The sequence below is a fragment of the Mesorhizobium sp. KACC 23794 genome (assembly GCF_052180275.1).
In the GTDB taxonomy this organism is placed as follows: Bacteria; Pseudomonadota; Alphaproteobacteria; order Rhizobiales; family Rhizobiaceae; genus Kumtagia.
The window spans coordinates 3,932,998-3,950,250 of the sequence record NZ_CP197465.1 but is presented as its reverse complement, the minus strand read 5'-3'; the positions used below and the strand labels follow the sequence as shown (position 1 = coordinate 3,950,250).

At 57.6% G+C, this 17,253-nt stretch carries 17 protein-coding genes and 1 tRNA gene; 11 read left to right on the top strand and 7 right to left on the bottom strand.

Features of this window, described 5'->3' with window-relative positions:
- Positions 1–68: 68 nt before the first annotated feature.
- Both ACSBOB_RS19330 and moaA read right to left on the bottom strand, forming a co-directional pair.
- Positions 69–1,421 (bottom strand): adenylate/guanylate cyclase domain-containing protein, encoded by a 1,353-nt coding sequence (locus ACSBOB_RS19330; protein ID WP_442577714.1) that lies wholly within the window; start codon positions 1,419–1,421, stop codon positions 69–71.
- Positions 1,422–1,568: 147 nt separating this feature from the next.
- Positions 1,569–2,558, bottom strand: coding sequence for a GTP 3',8-cyclase MoaA (gene moaA, locus ACSBOB_RS19325; RefSeq protein ID WP_442583772.1), 990 nt, complete (start codon positions 2,556–2,558; stop codon positions 1,569–1,571).
- A 244-nt stretch (positions 2,559–2,802) separates the two neighbouring features.
- On the opposite strand from moaA, the gene ACSBOB_RS19320 reads away from it, so the two are divergent.
- The gene (locus ACSBOB_RS19320; RefSeq protein WP_442577713.1) at positions 2,803–3,153 is read left to right on the top strand and encodes a gamma-butyrobetaine hydroxylase-like domain-containing protein; all 351 of its coding nucleotides are present in this window, start codon (positions 2,803–2,805) and stop codon (positions 3,151–3,153) included.
- A gap of 15 nt (positions 3,154–3,168) precedes the next feature.
- Positions 3,169–3,780 (top strand): pyridoxamine 5'-phosphate oxidase family protein, encoded by a 612-nt coding sequence (locus tag ACSBOB_RS19315; protein ID WP_442577712.1) that lies wholly within the window; start codon positions 3,169–3,171, stop codon positions 3,778–3,780.
- Between the two features lie 36 nt (positions 3,781–3,816).
- Here ACSBOB_RS19315 and ACSBOB_RS19310 read toward each other — a convergent pair whose 3' ends face one another.
- Positions 3,817–4,269, bottom strand: a complete 453-nt coding sequence (locus ACSBOB_RS19310; protein ID WP_442577711.1) for a MarR family winged helix-turn-helix transcriptional regulator — start codon at positions 4,267–4,269, stop codon at positions 3,817–3,819.
- 47 nt (positions 4,270–4,316) lie between these two features.
- On the opposite strand from ACSBOB_RS19310, the gene ACSBOB_RS19305 reads away from it, so the two are divergent.
- From ACSBOB_RS19305 to ACSBOB_RS19295, 3 genes are all read left to right on the top strand, one after another.
- On the top strand, positions 4,317–5,225 hold the full coding sequence (locus tag ACSBOB_RS19305; protein WP_442577710.1) for an alpha/beta hydrolase: 909 nt from the start codon (positions 4,317–4,319) through the stop codon (positions 5,223–5,225).
- Between the two features lie 263 nt (positions 5,226–5,488).
- Positions 5,489–5,564: transfer RNA gene (locus ACSBOB_RS19300), tRNA-Val, on the top strand.
- Between the two features lie 100 nt (positions 5,565–5,664).
- The gene (locus ACSBOB_RS19295) at positions 5,665–6,696 is read left to right on the top strand and encodes an integrase (RefSeq protein WP_442577709.1); all 1,032 of its coding nucleotides are present in this window, start codon (positions 5,665–5,667) and stop codon (positions 6,694–6,696) included.
- A 137-nt stretch (positions 6,697–6,833) separates the two neighbouring features.
- Here the strand turns inward: ACSBOB_RS19295 and ACSBOB_RS19290 are convergent, their stop codons facing one another.
- A complete protein-coding gene (locus tag ACSBOB_RS19290; protein WP_442577708.1) occupies positions 6,834–8,315 on the bottom strand; it encodes a hypothetical protein in 1,482 nt (493 codons plus the stop codon).
- A gap of 630 nt (positions 8,316–8,945) precedes the next feature.
- Between ACSBOB_RS19290 and ACSBOB_RS19285 the strand changes: the two genes are divergently transcribed.
- The 5 genes from ACSBOB_RS19285 (at position 8,946) to ACSBOB_RS19265 (ending at position 12,955) form a co-directional block, all read left to right on the top strand.
- Positions 8,946–9,296, top strand: a complete 351-nt coding sequence (locus ACSBOB_RS19285; RefSeq protein ID WP_442577707.1) for a hypothetical protein — start codon at positions 8,946–8,948, stop codon at positions 9,294–9,296.
- Positions 9,297–9,310: 14 nt separating this feature from the next.
- Positions 9,311–9,547 carry a hypothetical protein gene (locus ACSBOB_RS19280; RefSeq protein WP_442577706.1) on the top strand — a complete coding sequence of 79 codons (237 nt, stop codon included), beginning with the start codon at positions 9,311–9,313 and terminating at the stop codon, positions 9,545–9,547.
- Between the two features lie 34 nt (positions 9,548–9,581).
- The gene (locus ACSBOB_RS19275; protein WP_442577705.1) at positions 9,582–9,926 is read left to right on the top strand and encodes a hypothetical protein; all 345 of its coding nucleotides are present in this window, start codon (positions 9,582–9,584) and stop codon (positions 9,924–9,926) included.
- A gap of 140 nt (positions 9,927–10,066) precedes the next feature.
- Entirely contained in the window at positions 10,067–10,534 is a 468-nt protein-coding gene (locus tag ACSBOB_RS19270) for a hypothetical protein (RefSeq protein WP_442577704.1), read from the top strand.
- 198 nt (positions 10,535–10,732) lie between these two features.
- Positions 10,733–12,955, top strand: a complete 2,223-nt coding sequence (locus ACSBOB_RS19265; protein WP_442577703.1) for a DNA-primase RepB domain-containing protein — start codon at positions 10,733–10,735, stop codon at positions 12,953–12,955.
- A 49-nt stretch (positions 12,956–13,004) separates the two neighbouring features.
- On the opposite strand, the gene istB is transcribed toward ACSBOB_RS19265, so the two are convergent.
- Entirely contained in the window at positions 13,005–13,817 is an 813-nt protein-coding gene (gene istB, locus ACSBOB_RS19260) for an IS21-like element helper ATPase IstB (RefSeq protein ID WP_442577702.1), read from the bottom strand.
- Positions 13,807–15,336: an IS21 family transposase gene (gene istA / locus ACSBOB_RS19255; RefSeq protein WP_442583696.1), complete on the bottom strand. Its 1,530-nt coding sequence runs from the start codon at positions 15,334–15,336 to the stop codon at positions 13,807–13,809. Before istA ends, istB begins: the two co-directional genes overlap by 11 nt.
- A gap of 61 nt (positions 15,337–15,397) precedes the next feature.
- Between istA and ACSBOB_RS19250 the strand changes: the two genes are divergently transcribed.
- Positions 15,398–16,051: a hypothetical protein gene (locus tag ACSBOB_RS19250; RefSeq protein ID WP_442577701.1), complete on the top strand. Its 654-nt coding sequence runs from the start codon at positions 15,398–15,400 to the stop codon at positions 16,049–16,051.
- An 800-nt stretch (positions 16,052–16,851) separates the two neighbouring features.
- Here ACSBOB_RS19250 and ACSBOB_RS19245 read toward each other — a convergent pair.
- The gene (locus tag ACSBOB_RS19245; protein WP_442577700.1) at positions 16,852–17,019 is read right to left on the bottom strand and encodes a hypothetical protein; all 168 of its coding nucleotides are present in this window, start codon (positions 17,017–17,019) and stop codon (positions 16,852–16,854) included.
- Positions 17,020–17,253 lie beyond the last annotated feature (234 nt).

The window sequence follows — 17,253 nt, the reverse complement described above, 5'->3', positions numbered from 1 at the left end:
TTCCGTCGAGACTATGCCGGAAGTCGCGACGCGTAAATCGTGATGAAGGCCGGGGCCGGGCGGCAGATTCACGCGGGCAGGGTCCATATGCCGATCGGCCCCTCCCGGCCGCGCACCGATAGCGGTCCTTGCTCGGTAAGGCCGCTGGCAGCTTCCGTGTCACCGGCCGCCAGTACCCGCTTCACCAGCGCGTCGCCGATGCAGGCCGAGGCGCCGAGTTCCCTGCACATGGTCTGCAGGCGGCTGGCGACGTTGCAGGTGTCGCCGATGACGGCGAAAGACAGGTTGCGCTCGCTGCCGATCGCGCCGATCACCACCGGCCCATACTGGCAGCCGATGCGGGCGTCGACGGGATCGAGGCCGCCGGCGCGGCGCTCGACGTTCCATCTGTCCAGCGCCTCGCGCATGGCGCGGACGCAGTGCAAGGCGCGGACCGCGTCGTCATCGGCAGGACGCGGAAGCCCGAAGGTCGCCATGATGCAGTCGCCGATATAGTTATCGACGGTACCGCCGTTGTCGAACACGACCTGCTCCATGCGGCCATGGAACTGGCGCAGCATGTTGAAGACCTCTTCGGCCTTGTGATCCTCCGCATAGTTGGTGAAGCCGACGATGTCGCCGAAGAGCACGGCGACTTCCTGGCGGCGGACCGGGCCGAACGGCTCGTCGATCGAGGCCAGAGCGTCGACGACGTTGGGCGAGAAATGCCGGGCGAGATTGAACCGCGCTCGCTCCGCCTTGGTATAGTCCTCGGCGAGGCGGCGGGTGCGCGCCACCACGGAGGCGATGATGCCGGCAATGATCAGGATCACCGCTATGTTGGTCGCCTGGTCGACCACGTCGACATAGTTCGGGTTGAGGTAGAGCCGCAGCCGCTCGCCGACGCCGATGCCCTCCATCGGCGTCGGCGCTACGATAGTGCCGGGGATGGTGATGACCCACAGCACCGCAGCCGCCCAGCAGATCGCAGCGGCCGTGCCCAGCCATGCGGCGAGGCGCGGCGACAGTGTCAGGGCGCCGAGGCAGACGAAGATCAGCAAATATTTGAAGCCTGCCTCGCGCAAGGTCATGGCGTGCGGCAACGCCTGGTCGTGGAACGGGTTCGGCGCGATCACCACGACGGTCAGGATGACGATGTTCAACGTGCCGAGCACAAAACCCAGCCAGACCGGCCGCATGCCGCGCAGGATCAGCGCGTAGTTCAACAGGTTGATCAGGAAGAAGAACACCAGCGTCGAGATCGAATAGCTGAACGCAGCGTCCCATTTCTCGAGCGCCACGAACAGGATGGCGACGCCGAGCAAGGTGCCGGAGGTGACCCAGAACTGCCAGCGCGCACCCTGGCGCTCGGCGCGCGTCAGCAACGACGCCAGCCGTTCGCGACGCCGTTGTGCTAGGTCGTTGTTGTCGAGCGTCGTCATGGGCGAGGAACCGCAATGGTGGGCCGCAATCCGGCGTGGCGCGGTTCAGTTCAACCTGTGCTGAATCGCGATACAACCTGATCTGGAGGCTGCGGCTAACGCCGTCGCCCCGCTCAAGTCCAGTCAAAACTTGTGATGAGCCGGCTATCAGCCGCCGGTGACGCTCATGTGGCGCGAAACGGCGGGACGGCGGGTGCGGCGGTCGATGACGAAGTCGTGGCCTTTCGGCTTGCGGCCGATGGCTTCGTCGATCGCATCAGAGACGCGCTCGTTGCCTTCCGAGATGCGCAGCGGCGTGCGCAGGTCGGCGGCGTCTTCCTGGCCGAGGCACATATAGAGCGTCCCGGTGCAGGTGAGGCGGACCCGATTGCAGCTCTCGCAGAAATTGTGGGTCATCGGCGTGATGAAGCCCAGCCGTCCGCCGGTCTCGGCGACCTCGACATAGCGAGCGGGGCCGCCGGTCTTGAACGGTATGTCGGTCAGCGTGAACTGCTTTTCCAGATTGGCGCGCAGCAGCGACAGCGGCAAATACTGGTCGGTGCGGTCGCCATCGATCTCGCCCATCGGCATGGTTTCGATGACGGTCAGGTCCATGCCCCGGCCATGCGCGAAGCGCAGCAGGTCGGAAATCTCGAATTCGTTGAAGTTTTTCAGGGCGACGGCGTTGAGCTTTACATGAATGCCGGCCGCCTGCGCGGCATCGATGCCGGCCATCACCCGGTCGAGACTGCCCCAGCGGGTGATTTGCCGGAATTTTTGCGGGTCGAGCGTATCGACCGAGACATTGATGCGCTTCACGCCGCAATCGGCGAGTTCGGCGGCGAAACGCGACAGTTGTGAGCCGTTGGTGGTGAGCGTCAGTTCTTCCAGCGCCCCGCTGTCGAGATGGCGCGAAATCTGGCGCACCAGATGCATGATGTTCTTGCGCACCAGCGGTTCGCCGCCGGTGAGGCGCAGCTTCTTCACGCCCTTCTCGATGAAGACGGTGGTCAGCCGGTCAAGCTCTTCGAGAGACAAAAGGTCCTTCTTCGGCAGGAAGGTCATGTCCTCCGCCATGCAGTAGGTGCAGCGGAAGTCGCAGCGGTCGGTGACCGAGACGCGCAGATAGGTGATCGCCCGCCCGAACGGGTCGACCATGTCGGCATTCTTCGTCGGCGAATGAAACAAAGCTCTTTCCTTGCCTGCCCCTGATGTCGGCCTTTCGGCGCTTTCATTCAAGGGCCCCATGACGCCTGGGTACCATTTTGGGGATTTGTGGCGCAATGCATACCTTCGTGTGTGCGGCATCAGGCCATGGTGCGCAGAGGCGATGCAGGAGCGCACGACTTTCGCTCCGAAACAATTCGGCGTACCGGTGACGCCGAAAGCCGAGGGGAAGACAATGACCGCTCCAACCGAACTCCGCGTCTCAAAAGACCGGAAGATGCTCACGGTGACGTTTCCCAGCCATCGGCCGTTCGAACTGCCGGCGGAACTGCTGCGTGTGCTGTCTCCTTCGGCAGAAGTGCAGGGCCATTCGCCCGAGCAGCGTGTCACGGTGCCGGGGAAACGCAACGTCGCGATCCTCAAGATCGAGCCGGTCGGCAATTATGCGGTGCGCATCACCTTCGACGATCTCCACGATACGGGCATCTTCACCTGGCAGTATTTGCATACGCTCGGCCACGAGAAGGACGACCGCTGGCAGGGGTATCTGGACGAACTGGCCGAAAAGCGCCTGTCTCGCGACTAGAACCGGGAGCAATCAATGTCGATCATACTGAGCGTCGAGGAACTGGAGGCGCTCTACGGCAAGCCCGGAGAGGCATCGCTGGTCAAGGAACTGGATCGGCTGATTCCCGAATATGCAGCTTTGATCGAGGCTTCCCCGTTCGTGGCGCTGGCGACCGCCGGGCCGGAGGGGCTGGATTGCAGTCCACGTGGCGACGTCGCCGGCTTCGTGCGCATCAGGGACGACAAGACACTGCTGATGCCGGATCGGCACGGCAACAACCGGGCCGATTCGCTGAAGAACATCATCCGTGACGGCAGGGTAGGGCTGCTGTTCCTGATTCCGGGTTCAGGCACGACACTGCGTGTCAATGGCCGCGCCGAGGTCAGCATCGATGCGGAGCTTTGCGCCAGTTTTACGATGGAGGGGAAACCGGCACGTTCGGTCATCGTGATCGGCATCGAAAAGGTCTATTTTCAGTGTGCACGCGCGATCCGCCGCTCCGACCTGTGGAACCCGGAAAAGCATGTCGACGAATCAACGCTTCCTACGCCGGGGCGGATTCTGCAGAAGACCAGCGCGGCCAGGATCGACGCCGAAACCTACGATCGCGAATGGCCGGAGCGGGCCAGGAAGACGATGTGGTAGGAACGGTATCGACGTCGCAGCCCGCTCTGCCAGCCTTCAGTCGATCTTCAGCACTTCCGCGATGCGCCGCATATGGTCGCCGACGAAGTCGCATTCGCTGGGCGAGGCCGTCGCCATCGCCTTCTCGATCAGCGCCATATGCACCTTCAGCGCCTGCATCAGCAGTGTCTCGCCGTCCGGCGTGAGCGACAGCCGCAGGATGCGCCTGTCCTTCGCATCGCCCTCGCGGCGCAGCAGCCCGCGCTTTTCGAGCTGAGGCAGCAGCATGGTGATGTTCGAGCGCCCGACCAGGAGTTTTCGGGCGAGGTCGTGCTGCGAGATGCCCGGATGCCGGTAGAGGTTCATCAGTACGTCGAGCTGCGCCGGCTTCAGGTCGAGCGGCAGCAGCGCTGCGCCCAGTGCACGCTCCACCGCATGGCAGGCGCGGGCGACGGCGACCCAGTTGCGGAAACGCGGATTATCCCAGGGCAGTTCTTGATTATTGTTCATTCTTGAACTAATATGTTCACGCTTGAACTAATGGATGGTCTCCGATTATGGCATCTTTGGGTTGGAAGGTCACCCGCGCGCTGTTTGCCGTCGGCGAACGGGTCGCGCCCAGTGTTGCGGGCCGCGCCGCGTTCGAGCTTTTTTCGCGCACGCCCAGTCCGCGCGCCCAAACCGAGGGCGAACGCAAGGCGGTCTCGCGCGCGGCGGATTTCATGCGCACCGCCCGCCATCACACGCTTACCGTGGGGGCCGATTGCGTGGCGGTCCACGAGTTCCGGCCGGACGCCGGTTCGGGCGAGGCGGGGAGGGTTCTGGTCGTGCATGGCTGGCGCTCGCGCACCGAATATATGAAGACGATCATCGAGGGGCTCCGCGTCGCCGGGTTCCGGGTGTTCGCGGTCGACCTTCCGGGCCACGGCCAGTCGACGGGCCGGCGCCTGACCATCATGAAAGCCGTGGATACATTGGCGAGCGCGGGGCAATGGTTCGGTCCGTTCGACCTGCTGCTCGGTCATTCGTTCGGCGGCGCGGCGGCGGTCGACGCTGTCTCCGCCGCGCAGAAAAGTGCGACGCCGCTTGCCGCGCGTCTCGCGCTGATCGCCGCGCCCAACTCCATGTCGGACATCCTCCACGGCTTCAGCGAGGAGATCGGCATCGGCAGGCGTTCACGTGACAATATGGTCGCGCGCATCGAAAGGCTGGCCGGGCGAAGCCTGGAGGATTTTACCGGCTCCCGCCAACTGCCGCGGCTGCGCACACCCGTCCTGGTGGTGCACGCGCACGACGACAGGGAAGTACCGGCCGGCGATGCGAGAGCGCTTGCCGAAGCAGGCAGTCACGTCGACCTGCACTGGGCGCCGGGCCTTGGCCACCGGCGCATCCTCTCCGACGCCGGCGTGGTGTCGCGCGTCGTCTCCTTCGCGAAGGCGGCCATGCCCTTGGCCAAGGCAGGCTGAACGTCCCTTATGGGGCGACCGCGAGGCCAGTTCGCCTCGATCGCATTCGTCCTTCGTTGTCCATGATGGTCGCTTGCCGGCGGGCGGCGGCGGATTTGACAGCCGCCGACCTGGTGGTCATCGGAGCAAGGAACTTCAAGGCCACGGCACGCCAAACCGCCGCCTCTCGATCTCGTCACCGCTCACCTTTCATCCGAGGCGGCACAAGCGCGACTGCACTCTTGCGCGGCAAGGATGAAACGCATAAACACCCGCCACGCGTCGGGCGATTAGCTCAGTTGGTAGAGCGCTTCGTTTACACCGAAGATGTCGGCGGTTCGAGCCCGTCATCGCCCACCACGTAACCCCTTGATTTTCCTAATGGAAGCAAGGGGGAGTTTTTCCGAGAGACCCTTGAATTGGCTGCTGGTCACACTCTGGTCACAGCAAAGGGTCCGTCATGGCTTCTATCCGCAAACACCGCGACAAATATCAGGTCCAAATCAGAAGGCAGGGTTATCCCGCTCTCTCCAAATCCTTCAACAAGCTATCAGACGCCAAAGAATGGGCTCGCCTGATGGAGACGAAGGCAGACAGGAAAGAGCTTGGCCCCGACAGGAAGGTTCTCGCAACGCTCACGCTGGCCAGCTTGGTTCAGCGCTATCGGGACGAGATCCTGCCTAGAAACAAAGGGGGACAGGTCGAGACGATAATGCTCGATGCCTTCCTTCGTCACCCCATTTGCAAGAAGACGCTAGCCGACCTCTCCACGTCCGACTTCACAGGCTATCGGGATGACCGAATGTCAGATGGCGAAGGGGAAAAAGCGATTACGGCCAAGTCGGTCAAGCGGCTCCTATCACCAATCCAGCACATGTTCTCTGTCGCAATGGAGGAATGGGGCGTGCCGCTCAAGGAAAACCCCCTGGCGAACTTTAAGCTCCGGGTAGTCGACAACAAACGCCAGAGACGGCTCTTGGAGGGCGAGCGGGACAAGCTCCTACAGGCAGGCAAAAAGACCCAAAACCCACTCGTGATGCTGATTGTCCGCCTTGCCCTAGAGACGGCCATGAGACGCGGGGAAATCCTCGCCCTACGGTGGCGGGACATCGACCTAGAACGACGCTCAGTGACCATCCGTGAGGCGAAGAACGGGCATTCCCGAACAATCCCCCTGACATCGGCTGCTATCATCGTCATAGGGGAGGCTAAGGGCCGGACGACGGAAAATAAGATAGCCGAAAACGCTCTTGTCTTCCCGATGGCACCAAACGCTTTGCTCCTAAGCTGGAATAGGCTGGTCGGAAGGGCCAAGCTTGACGACCTTCATTTTCATGACCTCCGACACGAGGCGATTTCCCGGCTTTTCGAGCTTGGTCTAACCGTCCCTGAGGTTGCTTCGATCAGCGGGCATCGGACACTTGGGCAATTGATGAGGTATGCCCATGCAAACCATTCGTCTATCAGGGCGAAATTGATCGCTGCTGAGTAAGACGCTGAGACAATGGATAAAGGGTGCGGCCCCCGCGTGTGTTGCACCCTAGAACTTAAGTCATTGATTTGGAACGTTTCATTACAAAATTGTGACATTCCTACTTATATGTACAGTTTATACCTCCTTTCGATATTCTATACCTGAGCGTTCGTACTGATCTTCCATCGCAGGTAAAAGCGAAGAAATGGATCGGTAAGGAATAGATCAAGATTCTCTGCATCCCAATCAATTGCCCTTTGGCTTTTATTCTCTCGTTCATCTATTTCTGTCAAGTACTTCAATGCATTCGATACTTCGATCTTCTGAGGAACCTTATCCGACAGGATGCTATTCAAATTCGATCGAATAAGATCATAAGAGATTCGCTCTTTCGGGCCTGTGTTCGCAACCGCAAGCAATATAGCCTCGTAGATATCCACTGTTCCTCCGGCATATAGCGGTCGGGGAATCCGTTCTGTGCGAGATTGTGGTCCCTTCGCCAACTTCTCGTAGGTCGGAAGCCCCGCATCCTCAGCTACCTCATTGAAAATTGCTTTAATATCAATATTATATAAACTCTTATGAAGCACTTGAGTGTCTTTTATATTTTCGTCAAAACAAATACTCCAGCAAAATCTCTGCATTAATAATGGGCTACCTTGAGATTCTATGGCGAGCTTCTCAATAACGGTTGGCCCAACATCAACATTCAACGCATGGAACCCAGTCATTCCAATCTGGGATAGATCGTCCGTCGACCACACAGGCACCGTCACGTGTTTGAAACGACCAGTTATTTCCGCCTCCGCCTTAATGGCTTCGAATGCTCTATGCGGGGTCGATAAGAGAATGACCTTTAGTCCGCGATAAACCGCGCCCTTTAACGAGCGTATTATAGATATTCGTACCTCATCATCTATGTAGTGAAAGTCGTCGATCACCAATATGATCCTTTTATCGAGAAGAGCTTCAATCGCCTGATGCATATTGTCGGGAAGATACTTGTACGTCTTCTCAATCTGCCGCAACCTTGACCCGTTGATAGTAACTGACAGTGTCAGATTGTTACCGGGTATACCCGCTGACGCGCCTCCGGTAGCCGAAGCACCTGCTTGATCCCCAGTTGCGCTCTTTTCAGTAAGCTCGGTAGCGAGGCGCAACTCAGTGCATACCTTCGTCCAAAGATCAGCCTCCTTCTTAACTTGACCGCCATCGATCCAAACATATTCCATGTCACTCAACACGCGGGTGCAGAGAACCGTCTTGCCGCACTTAGTTGGTCCTGTGAGCGCAACGATGGTCGTCGGGAGAGCAATCGCACGGTTCAGGTTCGACTCGATATTGAGGTGCGCGCGATCTACGTAAGTGATTGTGGGCTGACCTCCCGGTGAAAAGACATCATCAAGCTTCGCAAACCCGAACAGCCTCGGAATCATTTTCATCGCCATTAAACGCCCCAAATCGTTGCTGCTGCCAATTGGCGTATATCCGCACAGGATTCCACTTGCCGCCGATGTTACCAGCGCGGCGTCCTTCCTACCGCATTTTTTGCCCGACCCCCAAGGAATGTGCAATTCGTTTTGTCTAAAAGGGATCGATTGCAAGAAGCAGTTTGGAGGCGAGATGGACACCCGCATAGTGGCTGGCTTGATCGTTGCGGCGGGTGTGGTTCTGGCGGCCGCAATCTACGTCTATTTCAGCCCCTATCATTCCTGTATTCGTGCCGGGTTTAACCCCGTTACCTGTGTCGGTCGGTGATCGTGGCAACCACCCCTAAAATATTCCACTAGCCACCAAAGATGAGGTGCGCCGATATCATAGCGTCCGGTAATAGTCAATATGTGTCAAGAAAAATATTATCAAGCAAATTCAATTGTTTAGGTAGAAAGTGGATATCAGAGGTTGAGATTTCTCTTGACTTTTTTGTCAAAATATGTTAAACTAGGGTGTAGGGTTTGTGAATTCGAATGGCGTCATTCGTGATCTTCAAGAAGGGTGAACGCCCTTAGGTTTTCATACGTTCCGTTCCAAATTGACATTGATCTACTAGCGCGGGGGAGGCCCTCAGAAGCTCTTCTGCATCTCCCATTCAGCCGATAGGCGAGCCTCGTAGGGGACAGCGTTTCAGTTTGTCCTGGGGTTTGGCTGAACCGATTCTGTTGTCTCGACCAGGAGGCTGATCGTCGGCCCTATCATCAATCAAGCAGTACCGCCTTGGGAGTGATTTCCTAAGGCAAAAATCAAATCAACACGTATAGGATAAATAATTGAACCAAGTTACAAATCAAGTTTCTATCGCAGAAGACATTAAAGAGATCGCCACCCATGAAGTCGTTATAGTCGGAGGCGACACATACCAGTGGACATTAATCAAGGTTGTTGAGCCTAAGGCACCGAAGAGAGCGAAATATATCAAGCTAAATCGGGACAAACATCGCTTTTACACACTCGAATTTATCGAGATGGAAAAGCCGTCCAGATTGTCCGGGGTCTACACGACGAAAGAAATGGCGTTCTCGGCTCTCCGGGACTGGGCCAAGGCCGAAGGTCTTTATCTCTCGATCCAACATATCTCGACTTCCGGCAAGGTCCGTGACGTCAACCCTGAAGCCGTCTGAGAGGGAGGGGAGCAATGTCGTTCAAGTTTCAGATGATCGATAAAGCGCTTCTCGGTTCGTCATTTGACAAGATGGGCAAGCCCGAAAAGCAGCTAGCCAGGACGAGGGCAAAGGAGTTCGCCCAAGCGGTAGCGTCGGACAAGAGCCTTTCGAGCGATTTCAAACGGCTGGCAGCATATCAACTCCTTGAGGAACTCGGTACGCTTCCGGTTGGCTCAGCAATCAGGGGAACAATCGGGGAGGCCGAATGACACGAAGCGTCTGCGAACGCACTGGAGGTGCTGAATGAAGGCACGACCTATCCATATCGACAAGACCGGGGTCGTCCGTGTCCCCCTCGCTCGGGATGGCAAAGACGAAGCCGTCATCGATCTCGAGGCTTACAACGAACTCATGACCTTGGGAGTATATCAGAATTGGCAACTTCGTGGGGGCAACGTCGGAGCCCGTGGGCCGAGAGGATTGAAGGTCTTGATCGGGCGCGTCCTGACGAATGCCAGACCGGGACAGCGTGTCGTCTATCGAGACGGCAACCCACTTAACCTCCGTCGTGGCAATCTAGACCTGTCCGACGGTGCCTTCTCGATCAATCACGACAGGGCACAACTCGGCTTGGGCTTGGGTCAGTGAGGCTCTTCGAGCCGATCAACATAGGTGGTTGATTTCGAGCGATTTTTGCCGGGGGTGGTATCATCGTGCCATCCTCGGCGATTTCGATTTCTTGCCCAAAGATTACATAATAAAATCAATATATTACAGGAGCAAATTTCATGAATTCAACCAGTCTGGAACCGACATTTTCACCCACGTCACGGCAACGTCAGAGAACGGAGGCAGAAGCGGTCAAATTGCTGGATCGCAGTACCGATCTGCCACCCCTCAGGCGGGTCAAACTCGTCAAACGCATTCGTGGCGCAAGGCAGCCGTTACGAGAGGCAAAGCGGGTCATCTCGGAAATCCTTATCGGCTCCGTCGATGATCGCATCGACTTCTCGGACGTGCAGGAACTGAGGGTCAAACTGCTTCGTCGTGATATCTCCCTCGATCCCTCTCAGGTGGAGAAACTTCGGGAACTTGATCGTATGGCGGCGAAAGGATGTTCGAAGGCGGACTTCGAGAGGGTGGCAACCGCCTTGCTGCTCTACGTCAGCGCATTGCCGAAGTCATGCCGGGAACAGGAGCGGGATTTTTATCGCAGTGGACCACTGAGCGGCAACGAACCCGGGGTCGCAGCATGATCGAGATGACTAGCACGCAGTGGGTGGCAAACGAGACGTTGTACGGAATTGACCATCGTGACGGGGCGTATGTCGTCGTGTGCGACGGGAGGGCATACCGGACCTATGGCAGTTGGAATGAACTCCTAGCGGCGAGCAAGCGGTTCCCAATACCGGCGGATATCCTGAAGGCCCTTTCGGTGGCGGATCGTCACAGGAATGCGGAAACTCCAAGATTCAAAGAACGAGGGGCAGGGCATTGGTTGGAACCGGGCGGGGCTGACGATGACGTATGATGGAGGAACGTTGCAGGTTGATCTTTCGGAGGCCACACGTTTCCTGAACCTGCTTGATCCCGACGCGACACGGTTCACGTTCCAAACATTCGATGACGACAAGTCCCGAAAGGATGCTCAACTCGGAAAGATATTGAACGGCAGCATTGACGAGCTTGTTGGCCAGCTTTCGGACCTCAATCGTCGGGGTGCTGGCGTCTCCGTGGCCGTCAACAGAACCGATCTGAAAGGACGCCAAAAGGATAACGTCATCGGGGTGAGGGCGATCTGGCAGGAGGACGACAACGATTGGCAAGGCGAATTCCCGCTTGAGCCGTCAATCGTGGTCGAGACCAGCCCGCGACGGTTCCATCGATATTGGCTGATTGAGGATGGCGACGGATTCGAGGAAATCTTTCCGCTTGTGATGGCGAGGATGGTTTCAGAGTTCGGTTCGGACCCCAGCGCGACCGACATAAACCGTGCCATGCGTTTGCCGGGATTTCTGCACCGGAAGGCGGAGCCTCACCGGGTCAAGATAACAGCGGGGAATGGAAAGCGGTATTCAGCACAGGAGATCGTCAACGCATTCCCGCCGGTTGACGACGATTATTATCCTGAGCCTGAAACGATCGGAGATAACGAGTTCGATGCTGAGCGGATAGGATCGGCCTTGGCTGTGCTACCCCCGGAGGATCGACTCGACTGGTTCCGTTATGGCGGTGCCATCCATGACGCCAGCAACGGTAGCGATGAAGGCTTCCAGATTTGGGACGAGTGGTCGCAGCAGACAACAGCCGGGAACTATGACGCCAAGGAACAGAGGCGGTGCTGGACTAAGGACTTCCCCAAACGCCAGGGGCGGAGGACGACCCTTGCTACGATCTTCTACGATGCCAGGCAGCGTGGATGGATCGAATATCGCCTCCGGAAGGGGGCTCCGGTTTCACGCGAAAATCTGGCCGGGGGTTTCGACCTAGATCCTCTCTTTCAAGACGGACTGTCTCCGTTGGCTGATCGGACGATAGTGGCTGTAAGGAAGCGATTCCTTGAATATGGGCACGACCCTTCGGTCGCACATTGGGGAGGCCTGCGGGACATCGCCAGGGTGTATGAACTCATGGCAACCGGACATTGCCCGCAGAAGCTCTTTATTTCCTCGCTCCCGCCGGGGATGGGAAAAACGACAGTCGCCATTGAAGCGACAAAGGCACTCTGGGCCGATGAGCGATTCAAGGGGCAGGGCGTCGTCTACTTCCTGTCTCGCTTGGAGGAGATCAAAACGCTGGTTGCCTTGATGGGCCTCGATAAGGACGACTTCGCAACCCTAACGTCGGACGAAACAGTAAACGCTTTGGGGAATCCAGTCCCGGAAAAGGCGAGGGTCCTCTTCACGACGCAACAGAGGCTGGAGGCGTATGCCAAAGATGGGGCGGCTTTCGCAGAAATGAGGGGACTTCGGTACAACGGGAAGACCAGAGCCATAAGGGTGTGGGATGAGGCCATTCTTCCGTCGATGACACTGACACTCGACAAGGACGGGCTCTTTCGTCTCCTTCGAGACCTCAGGCGCGCGGACAAAGGGCTGGCTGATCTAGTCGAAGAATTCGCCATTTCGCTGCGGGGGGCAAAAGGCTCGACAGTGGAGATGCCCGACATAGACCGGCACAGTCACGGCCTTGAAGACTTTCGAGCGATCTTCGACTCCCCGTCCGACAAGGATACGGCTGAAGCCCTTTGGTATCTCTCAGGCCGGATTGTCAGGATCAGGAGGGACAATCTCAGTGGGGCGACGAGTCTTGACTATGAGGACATCCTTCCCCCTGACATCGCACCGATGCTGATACTTGATGCCTCGGGAGGACTCAGGAGGACATACGGTTTCTGGAAAGAACACAGGCAGGGGCTTGAACCTCTCCGGTCCCCTCAAAAATCTTACGCTGGTCTGACTATCCATCATTGGGACAAGGGCTCTGGCAAGAGCGCTCATGGTCTGCCGAAGACGGTACGGGAGATTGCTTCGGCGGTTGCCTCGACGATTGACCAGATTCCAGAGAATGAGGGCGTCTTGGTCATTCACCACAAGGCGAGGCCGCGAGACCTCGATATCGTGGTGGAGATCAGAAACAGGCTTAGGAGGAGAGACAGGGTAAGATTCTGCTGTTGATTTTCACTGAGAACTGACCCGGCATTTTCACCGAGAAGTGACCCGCCCTTCATGTATGTTTTGGTTCTGCGGGGACGGTCAAGGTTCTAGCTTTCTCCTTTGCTCTTTTCGGCTCTTGGGCAGAGCTGTTCTTGAACCGGAAGCTGTCGTTCCCGGTCTCCAGGATGTGGCAGTGATGGGTCAGCCGGTCGAGAAGCGCGGTTGTCATCTTGGCATCGCCAAAAACGGTCGCCCACTCGCTGAAGCTGAGGTTTGTGGTGATGATCACGCTGGTGCGTTCGTAGAGCTTGCTCAGCAGATGGAAGAGCAATGCGCCACCTGATGCGCTGAACGGCAGATAGCCGAGCTCATCCAGGATAACGAGATCGGAATGCACGAGGCGATTGGCGATCTGGCCTGATCGTCCCTGTGCCTTTTCCTGTTCGAGCGCATTGACCAACTCGACAGTCGAGAAGAAGCGAACCCGTTTGTGATGATGCTCGATGGCCTGCACGCCAAGCGCGGTCGCAATATGGGTTTTGCCTGTGCCTGGGCCGCCGACGAGGACAACATTGTTGGCGTCATCGATGAACTCGCCACGATGAAGCTGACGCACCAGGGCCTCGTTTATCTCACTGCTGGCGAAGTCAAAGCCATTGAGATCGCGATAGGCTGGAAAGCGCGCCGTCTTGAGCTGATAGGCTGTGGACCTGACCTCCCGTTCCGCCGTTTCGGCCTTCAGCAGTTGCGACAGGATCGGAATGGCGGCTTCAAATGCGGGCGCCCCCTGTTCGGTGAGTTCGCCGACAGCTTGCGCCATGCCGTGCATCTTCAGGCTTCGAAGCATGATGACTATTGCGCCGCTGGCAGGGTTATGACGCATGGCGCACCTCTGCGGCCTTCCTCAAGGCATCGTAGCGCTCGACGTTTGCCTTCGGCTCATTGGTGAGCGTTAGGGCCTGAGGAGCACTGATGGTCGGGGGTGTGAGCGATTTGCCGTCGATCAGACGATGGAGCAGATTCAGCACATGGGTTTTGGTTGGAACGCCGGCTTCCAACGCCATCTCCACGGCACATAGCACGGCCTGCTCGTCGTGTTGCAAGACGAGCGCCAGGATGTCGACCATCTCGCGATCGCCGCCTGGCTTCTTGAGCAAGTGTTGTTGCAAATTCCTGAACGCATCGGGGAGTTCAGCAAACGGTGCTCCGTTGCGCAGCGCGCCTGGTTTGCGCTGAACAACAGCCAGATAGTGGCGCCAGTCATAGATCGTCTGACCCGGCCGATCATGCGAGCGATCGATGATGCGGCGATGCTCACAGAGGATCAAACCCTCCGCGGCAACAACGATGCGATCCGGATAGATCCGAACGCTGACAGGCCGATTGGCAAAGGATGCCGGAACGCTGTAGCGGTTGCGCTCTAAATGCACGAGACAGGTCGGGGAGACCCGTTTGGTGTATTCGACAAACCCGTCGAAGAGACGTGATGTCGGCATGAGGGCCTGGGATTCCTCTGCCCAGATATCGGCAATGGTGCCGCGCATCTTTCCATGCGGGGTCTTCTGCCAAAACTCCTTGCATCGAAGCTCCAGCCAGTCGTTCAGGGCTTCGAGCGAGGCAAAGCGCGGAATGGGTTGCCACAGGCGATGACGCGCATCCTGGACGTTCTTCTCGACCTGCCCCTTCTCCCAGCCTGACGCTGGATTGCAGAACTCGGGTTCGAACAGGTAGTGGCTGGCCATCGCCATGAAGCGGACGTTGACGTCGCGCTCCTTGCCGCGCCCGACCTTGTCGATCGCCGTGCGCATGTTGTCGTAGATGCCGCGCCGGGGAACGCCGCCAAAGACACGGAAGGCATGATTGTGGGCGTCGAACAGCATCTCGTGCGTCTGCAGCAGATAGGCTCGAACGATGAAGGCCCTGGAGTAGCTGAGCTTCGTATGCGCCACCTGCAGCTTGGTGCGCTCGTTGCCGATGATGGCCCAATCCTCGGACCAATCGAACTGGAACGCCTCTCCAGGCTCGAACGCCAGCGGCACGAATGTCCCTCGTCCTGTCGTCTGCAATTCCCTCTGAAGATTTGCCTTCCACTCCCGGGCGAAAGCAGCAACACGACCGTAAGACCCCTCATAGCCAAGGCTCACCAGATCGGAATGGAACTGCTTGACGGTCCGCTTCTGTTTGCGGTTCTTCTTTGCTTCCGCCCTCAGCCAGGCCGACAAACGGTCGGCAAACGGGTCAAGCTTGCTCGGCCGCTCCGGAACCTTGAACTGAGGCTCCACGCCATCAGAGCGTAGATATTTGCGGATGGTGTTCCGCGACAGGCCAGTCCTACGGCCAATCTCACGGATCGATAGATTCTCTCGAAAATGCCAGCGTCGGATTACGCTCAATAACGCCATGTCGATCACTCCAATGCCCCCACTGTCATGCAGGGGTGGTTCAAACATGGGTCAATTCTCGATGGAAATATCCTGCGCTGCCGGGTCAGTTCTCAAAGGCAATCAACAATTCTGCAATTGGGGGAGACACACGGCGACAAACGAGTTCGCTGATGTGAGACACGTCATCCTAGCAGGCGTGCTACAATACAATGTCGCTCAGTACGAGGCCGCCGGGAGGGCTGCCAAGAAAGCCACGGTCGAGGACGAATTTTCCGACCAAGAATTTTATGAGACTCGGATCGGCGAGGTCTCTCATCACATCTTCCAAGCGGCTTGTCGGGGATACGTGAGGAAGACCATAAACGGGACGTGTCCCGAAGGCTGTCACCTATACGCTGTCTTTTCGACACATCCGAAGACGGGGCTTCCGAAGGGTCAGTTGTCGGTGATCTTTCCGGAAGCGACCGTTGTTGAATGGCAAGCGGTGGACAAGGAGCCGACAGGCAAGGTCAAGGAAGCCATCGAATATATATCCGACTATCTGACTAGGTATCCCGGGAAAGAACTCCCTGCCTCTGACGTGATGGACAAGACTGGTATCGACCGGAGAAATTGGGGCGGCAGGGTTGCCAACCATTCGACCTTTGAACCAGCCTTGGCCGCTCTCAGGGTTGGCTACCTCAAAGGGAGAGGAAGCAAGTTCTGGAAACTTGATTGGCCTCCAGTGGAGTGAGCCGGACATAAGATTTGTACGAGAAGAAAGTATACTCAATAATACCCATGAATGTCATACAAAGTCTATATAGGAAATCCTTTATGGATATTGTATGACAATTCTACTATATCTCCTTTCTCTTCGTACATCATCTCGTTGGCGAAGTCTTTCGTGTGAAAACTAGGAATTTCTTCGTAAATTTTCTGAGGTGCAATACATTTATGGATACCCCGGGGGCGTCCCCCTGCTACCCCCCAAGAGTACCCCCGGGGGCGTCCTCGTCATGATTTTGTGCCCCGTTGAGGCCGACAAGCCATGTGACACAAGGGTTTGGGCGGGGAAATCTGGTCACACTCTGGTCACAACGGGGGCTGAGACCGGATGGATTTCAATGTCTGTCCCCGTAGCTCTCCGCTTCGCTTGAATGCGAGTCCCGAAGCTGCTATATCTAGAGAAGCAGTTGATTTCTCTGGTCTTTTTGGAAGGGGCGATTAGCTAGGCGAAGCCGTCCAAGGCAACTTAGGAGCGTAAGCTCCGGCTTGAAGTTGCCGTCCAGTTGGTAGAGCGCTTCGTTTACACCGAAGATGTCGGCGGTTCGAGCCCGTCATCGCCCACCATATTTTCCGAATGTCATCAATGATGTGGCGCGCGGCTGGTGAAGGCCAGAGGGTGATCGCAGACCGGTTGTGGTCTGGCTGCCGTCCCGACGATCCCGATGCCAGGCGCCTCATCTGCTCTCTGGAGCCAAATTTCGTCGTGCGAGACGATGCGCGGTTTTGCAGCGGCGCGCCTTTGTCGGGAGGGTTGGCTCGTCCTCGTCAGTTGAAGTTTGCGCCTGCCGGCAGCGCTATGCCGTAGCAGTGGCCGGCGTCTTCGGCGCGCGGAGTGCACTGGGCTTGAAATTTCTGGCCCGACGATTCGCTCTGGCATGCGGACAGACCGATCACGATCGCCAGCAGGCCGCTCAGCGTAACAAGTGCGCGCATTTGATGCCCCCGCAAAAGCAAAACACATGCGGCGTTCCTCGATTCGCCGACACTCAAAGACTATCCACCGCAACACGCGGGCCTGCAAGACCCGCAATATCGGATGCTTAACCGGTTATGCCATTCGGCAACACTGCAAGGGTAATCCGGCAATCGAAGCCGGCTCTTGATTGCCGTTCGCCACCGGTCTTTGATGCGGCCGGAGCCTGGAGAGAGCCAGGGCAGGGGGCGGGC

Bases quoted from the DNA above. Each gene is read 5' to 3' on its own strand.
- ACSBOB_RS19330 (WP_442577714.1), bottom strand. From the start codon at position 1,421: ATGACGACGCTCGACAACAACGACCTAGCACAACGGCGTCGCGAACGG.
- moaA (WP_442583772.1), bottom strand. From the start codon at position 2,558: ATGGTCGACCCGTTCGGGCGGGCGATCACCTATCTGCGCGTCTCGGTC.
- ACSBOB_RS19320 (WP_442577713.1), top strand. From the start codon at position 2,803: ATGACCGCTCCAACCGAACTCCGCGTCTCAAAAGACCGGAAGATGCTC.
- ACSBOB_RS19315 (WP_442577712.1), top strand. From the start codon at position 3,169: ATGTCGATCATACTGAGCGTCGAGGAACTGGAGGCGCTCTACGGCAAG.
- ACSBOB_RS19310 (WP_442577711.1), bottom strand. From the start codon at position 4,269: ATGAACAATAATCAAGAACTGCCCTGGGATAATCCGCGTTTCCGCAAC.
- ACSBOB_RS19305 (WP_442577710.1), top strand. From the start codon at position 4,317: ATGGCATCTTTGGGTTGGAAGGTCACCCGCGCGCTGTTTGCCGTCGGC.
- ACSBOB_RS19295 (WP_442577709.1), top strand. From the start codon at position 5,665: ATGGCTTCTATCCGCAAACACCGCGACAAATATCAGGTCCAAATCAGA.
- ACSBOB_RS19290 (WP_442577708.1), bottom strand. From the start codon at position 8,315: ATGCGGGTGTCCATCTCGCCTCCAAACTGCTTCTTGCAATCGATCCCT.
- ACSBOB_RS19280 (WP_442577706.1), top strand. From the start codon at position 9,311: ATGTCGTTCAAGTTTCAGATGATCGATAAAGCGCTTCTCGGTTCGTCA.
- ACSBOB_RS19275 (WP_442577705.1), top strand. From the start codon at position 9,582: ATGAAGGCACGACCTATCCATATCGACAAGACCGGGGTCGTCCGTGTC.
- ACSBOB_RS19270 (WP_442577704.1), top strand. From the start codon at position 10,067: ATGAATTCAACCAGTCTGGAACCGACATTTTCACCCACGTCACGGCAA.
- ACSBOB_RS19265 (WP_442577703.1), top strand. From the start codon at position 10,733: ATGCGGAAACTCCAAGATTCAAAGAACGAGGGGCAGGGCATTGGTTGG.
- istB (WP_442577702.1), bottom strand. From the start codon at position 13,817: ATGCGTCATAACCCTGCCAGCGGCGCAATAGTCATCATGCTTCGAAGC.
- istA (WP_442583696.1), bottom strand. From the start codon at position 15,336: ATGGCGTTATTGAGCGTAATCCGACGCTGGCATTTTCGAGAGAATCTA.
- ACSBOB_RS19250 (WP_442577701.1), top strand. From the start codon at position 15,398: ATGGAAATATCCTGCGCTGCCGGGTCAGTTCTCAAAGGCAATCAACAA.
- ACSBOB_RS19245 (WP_442577700.1), bottom strand. From the start codon at position 17,019: ATGCGCGCACTTGTTACGCTGAGCGGCCTGCTGGCGATCGTGATCGGT.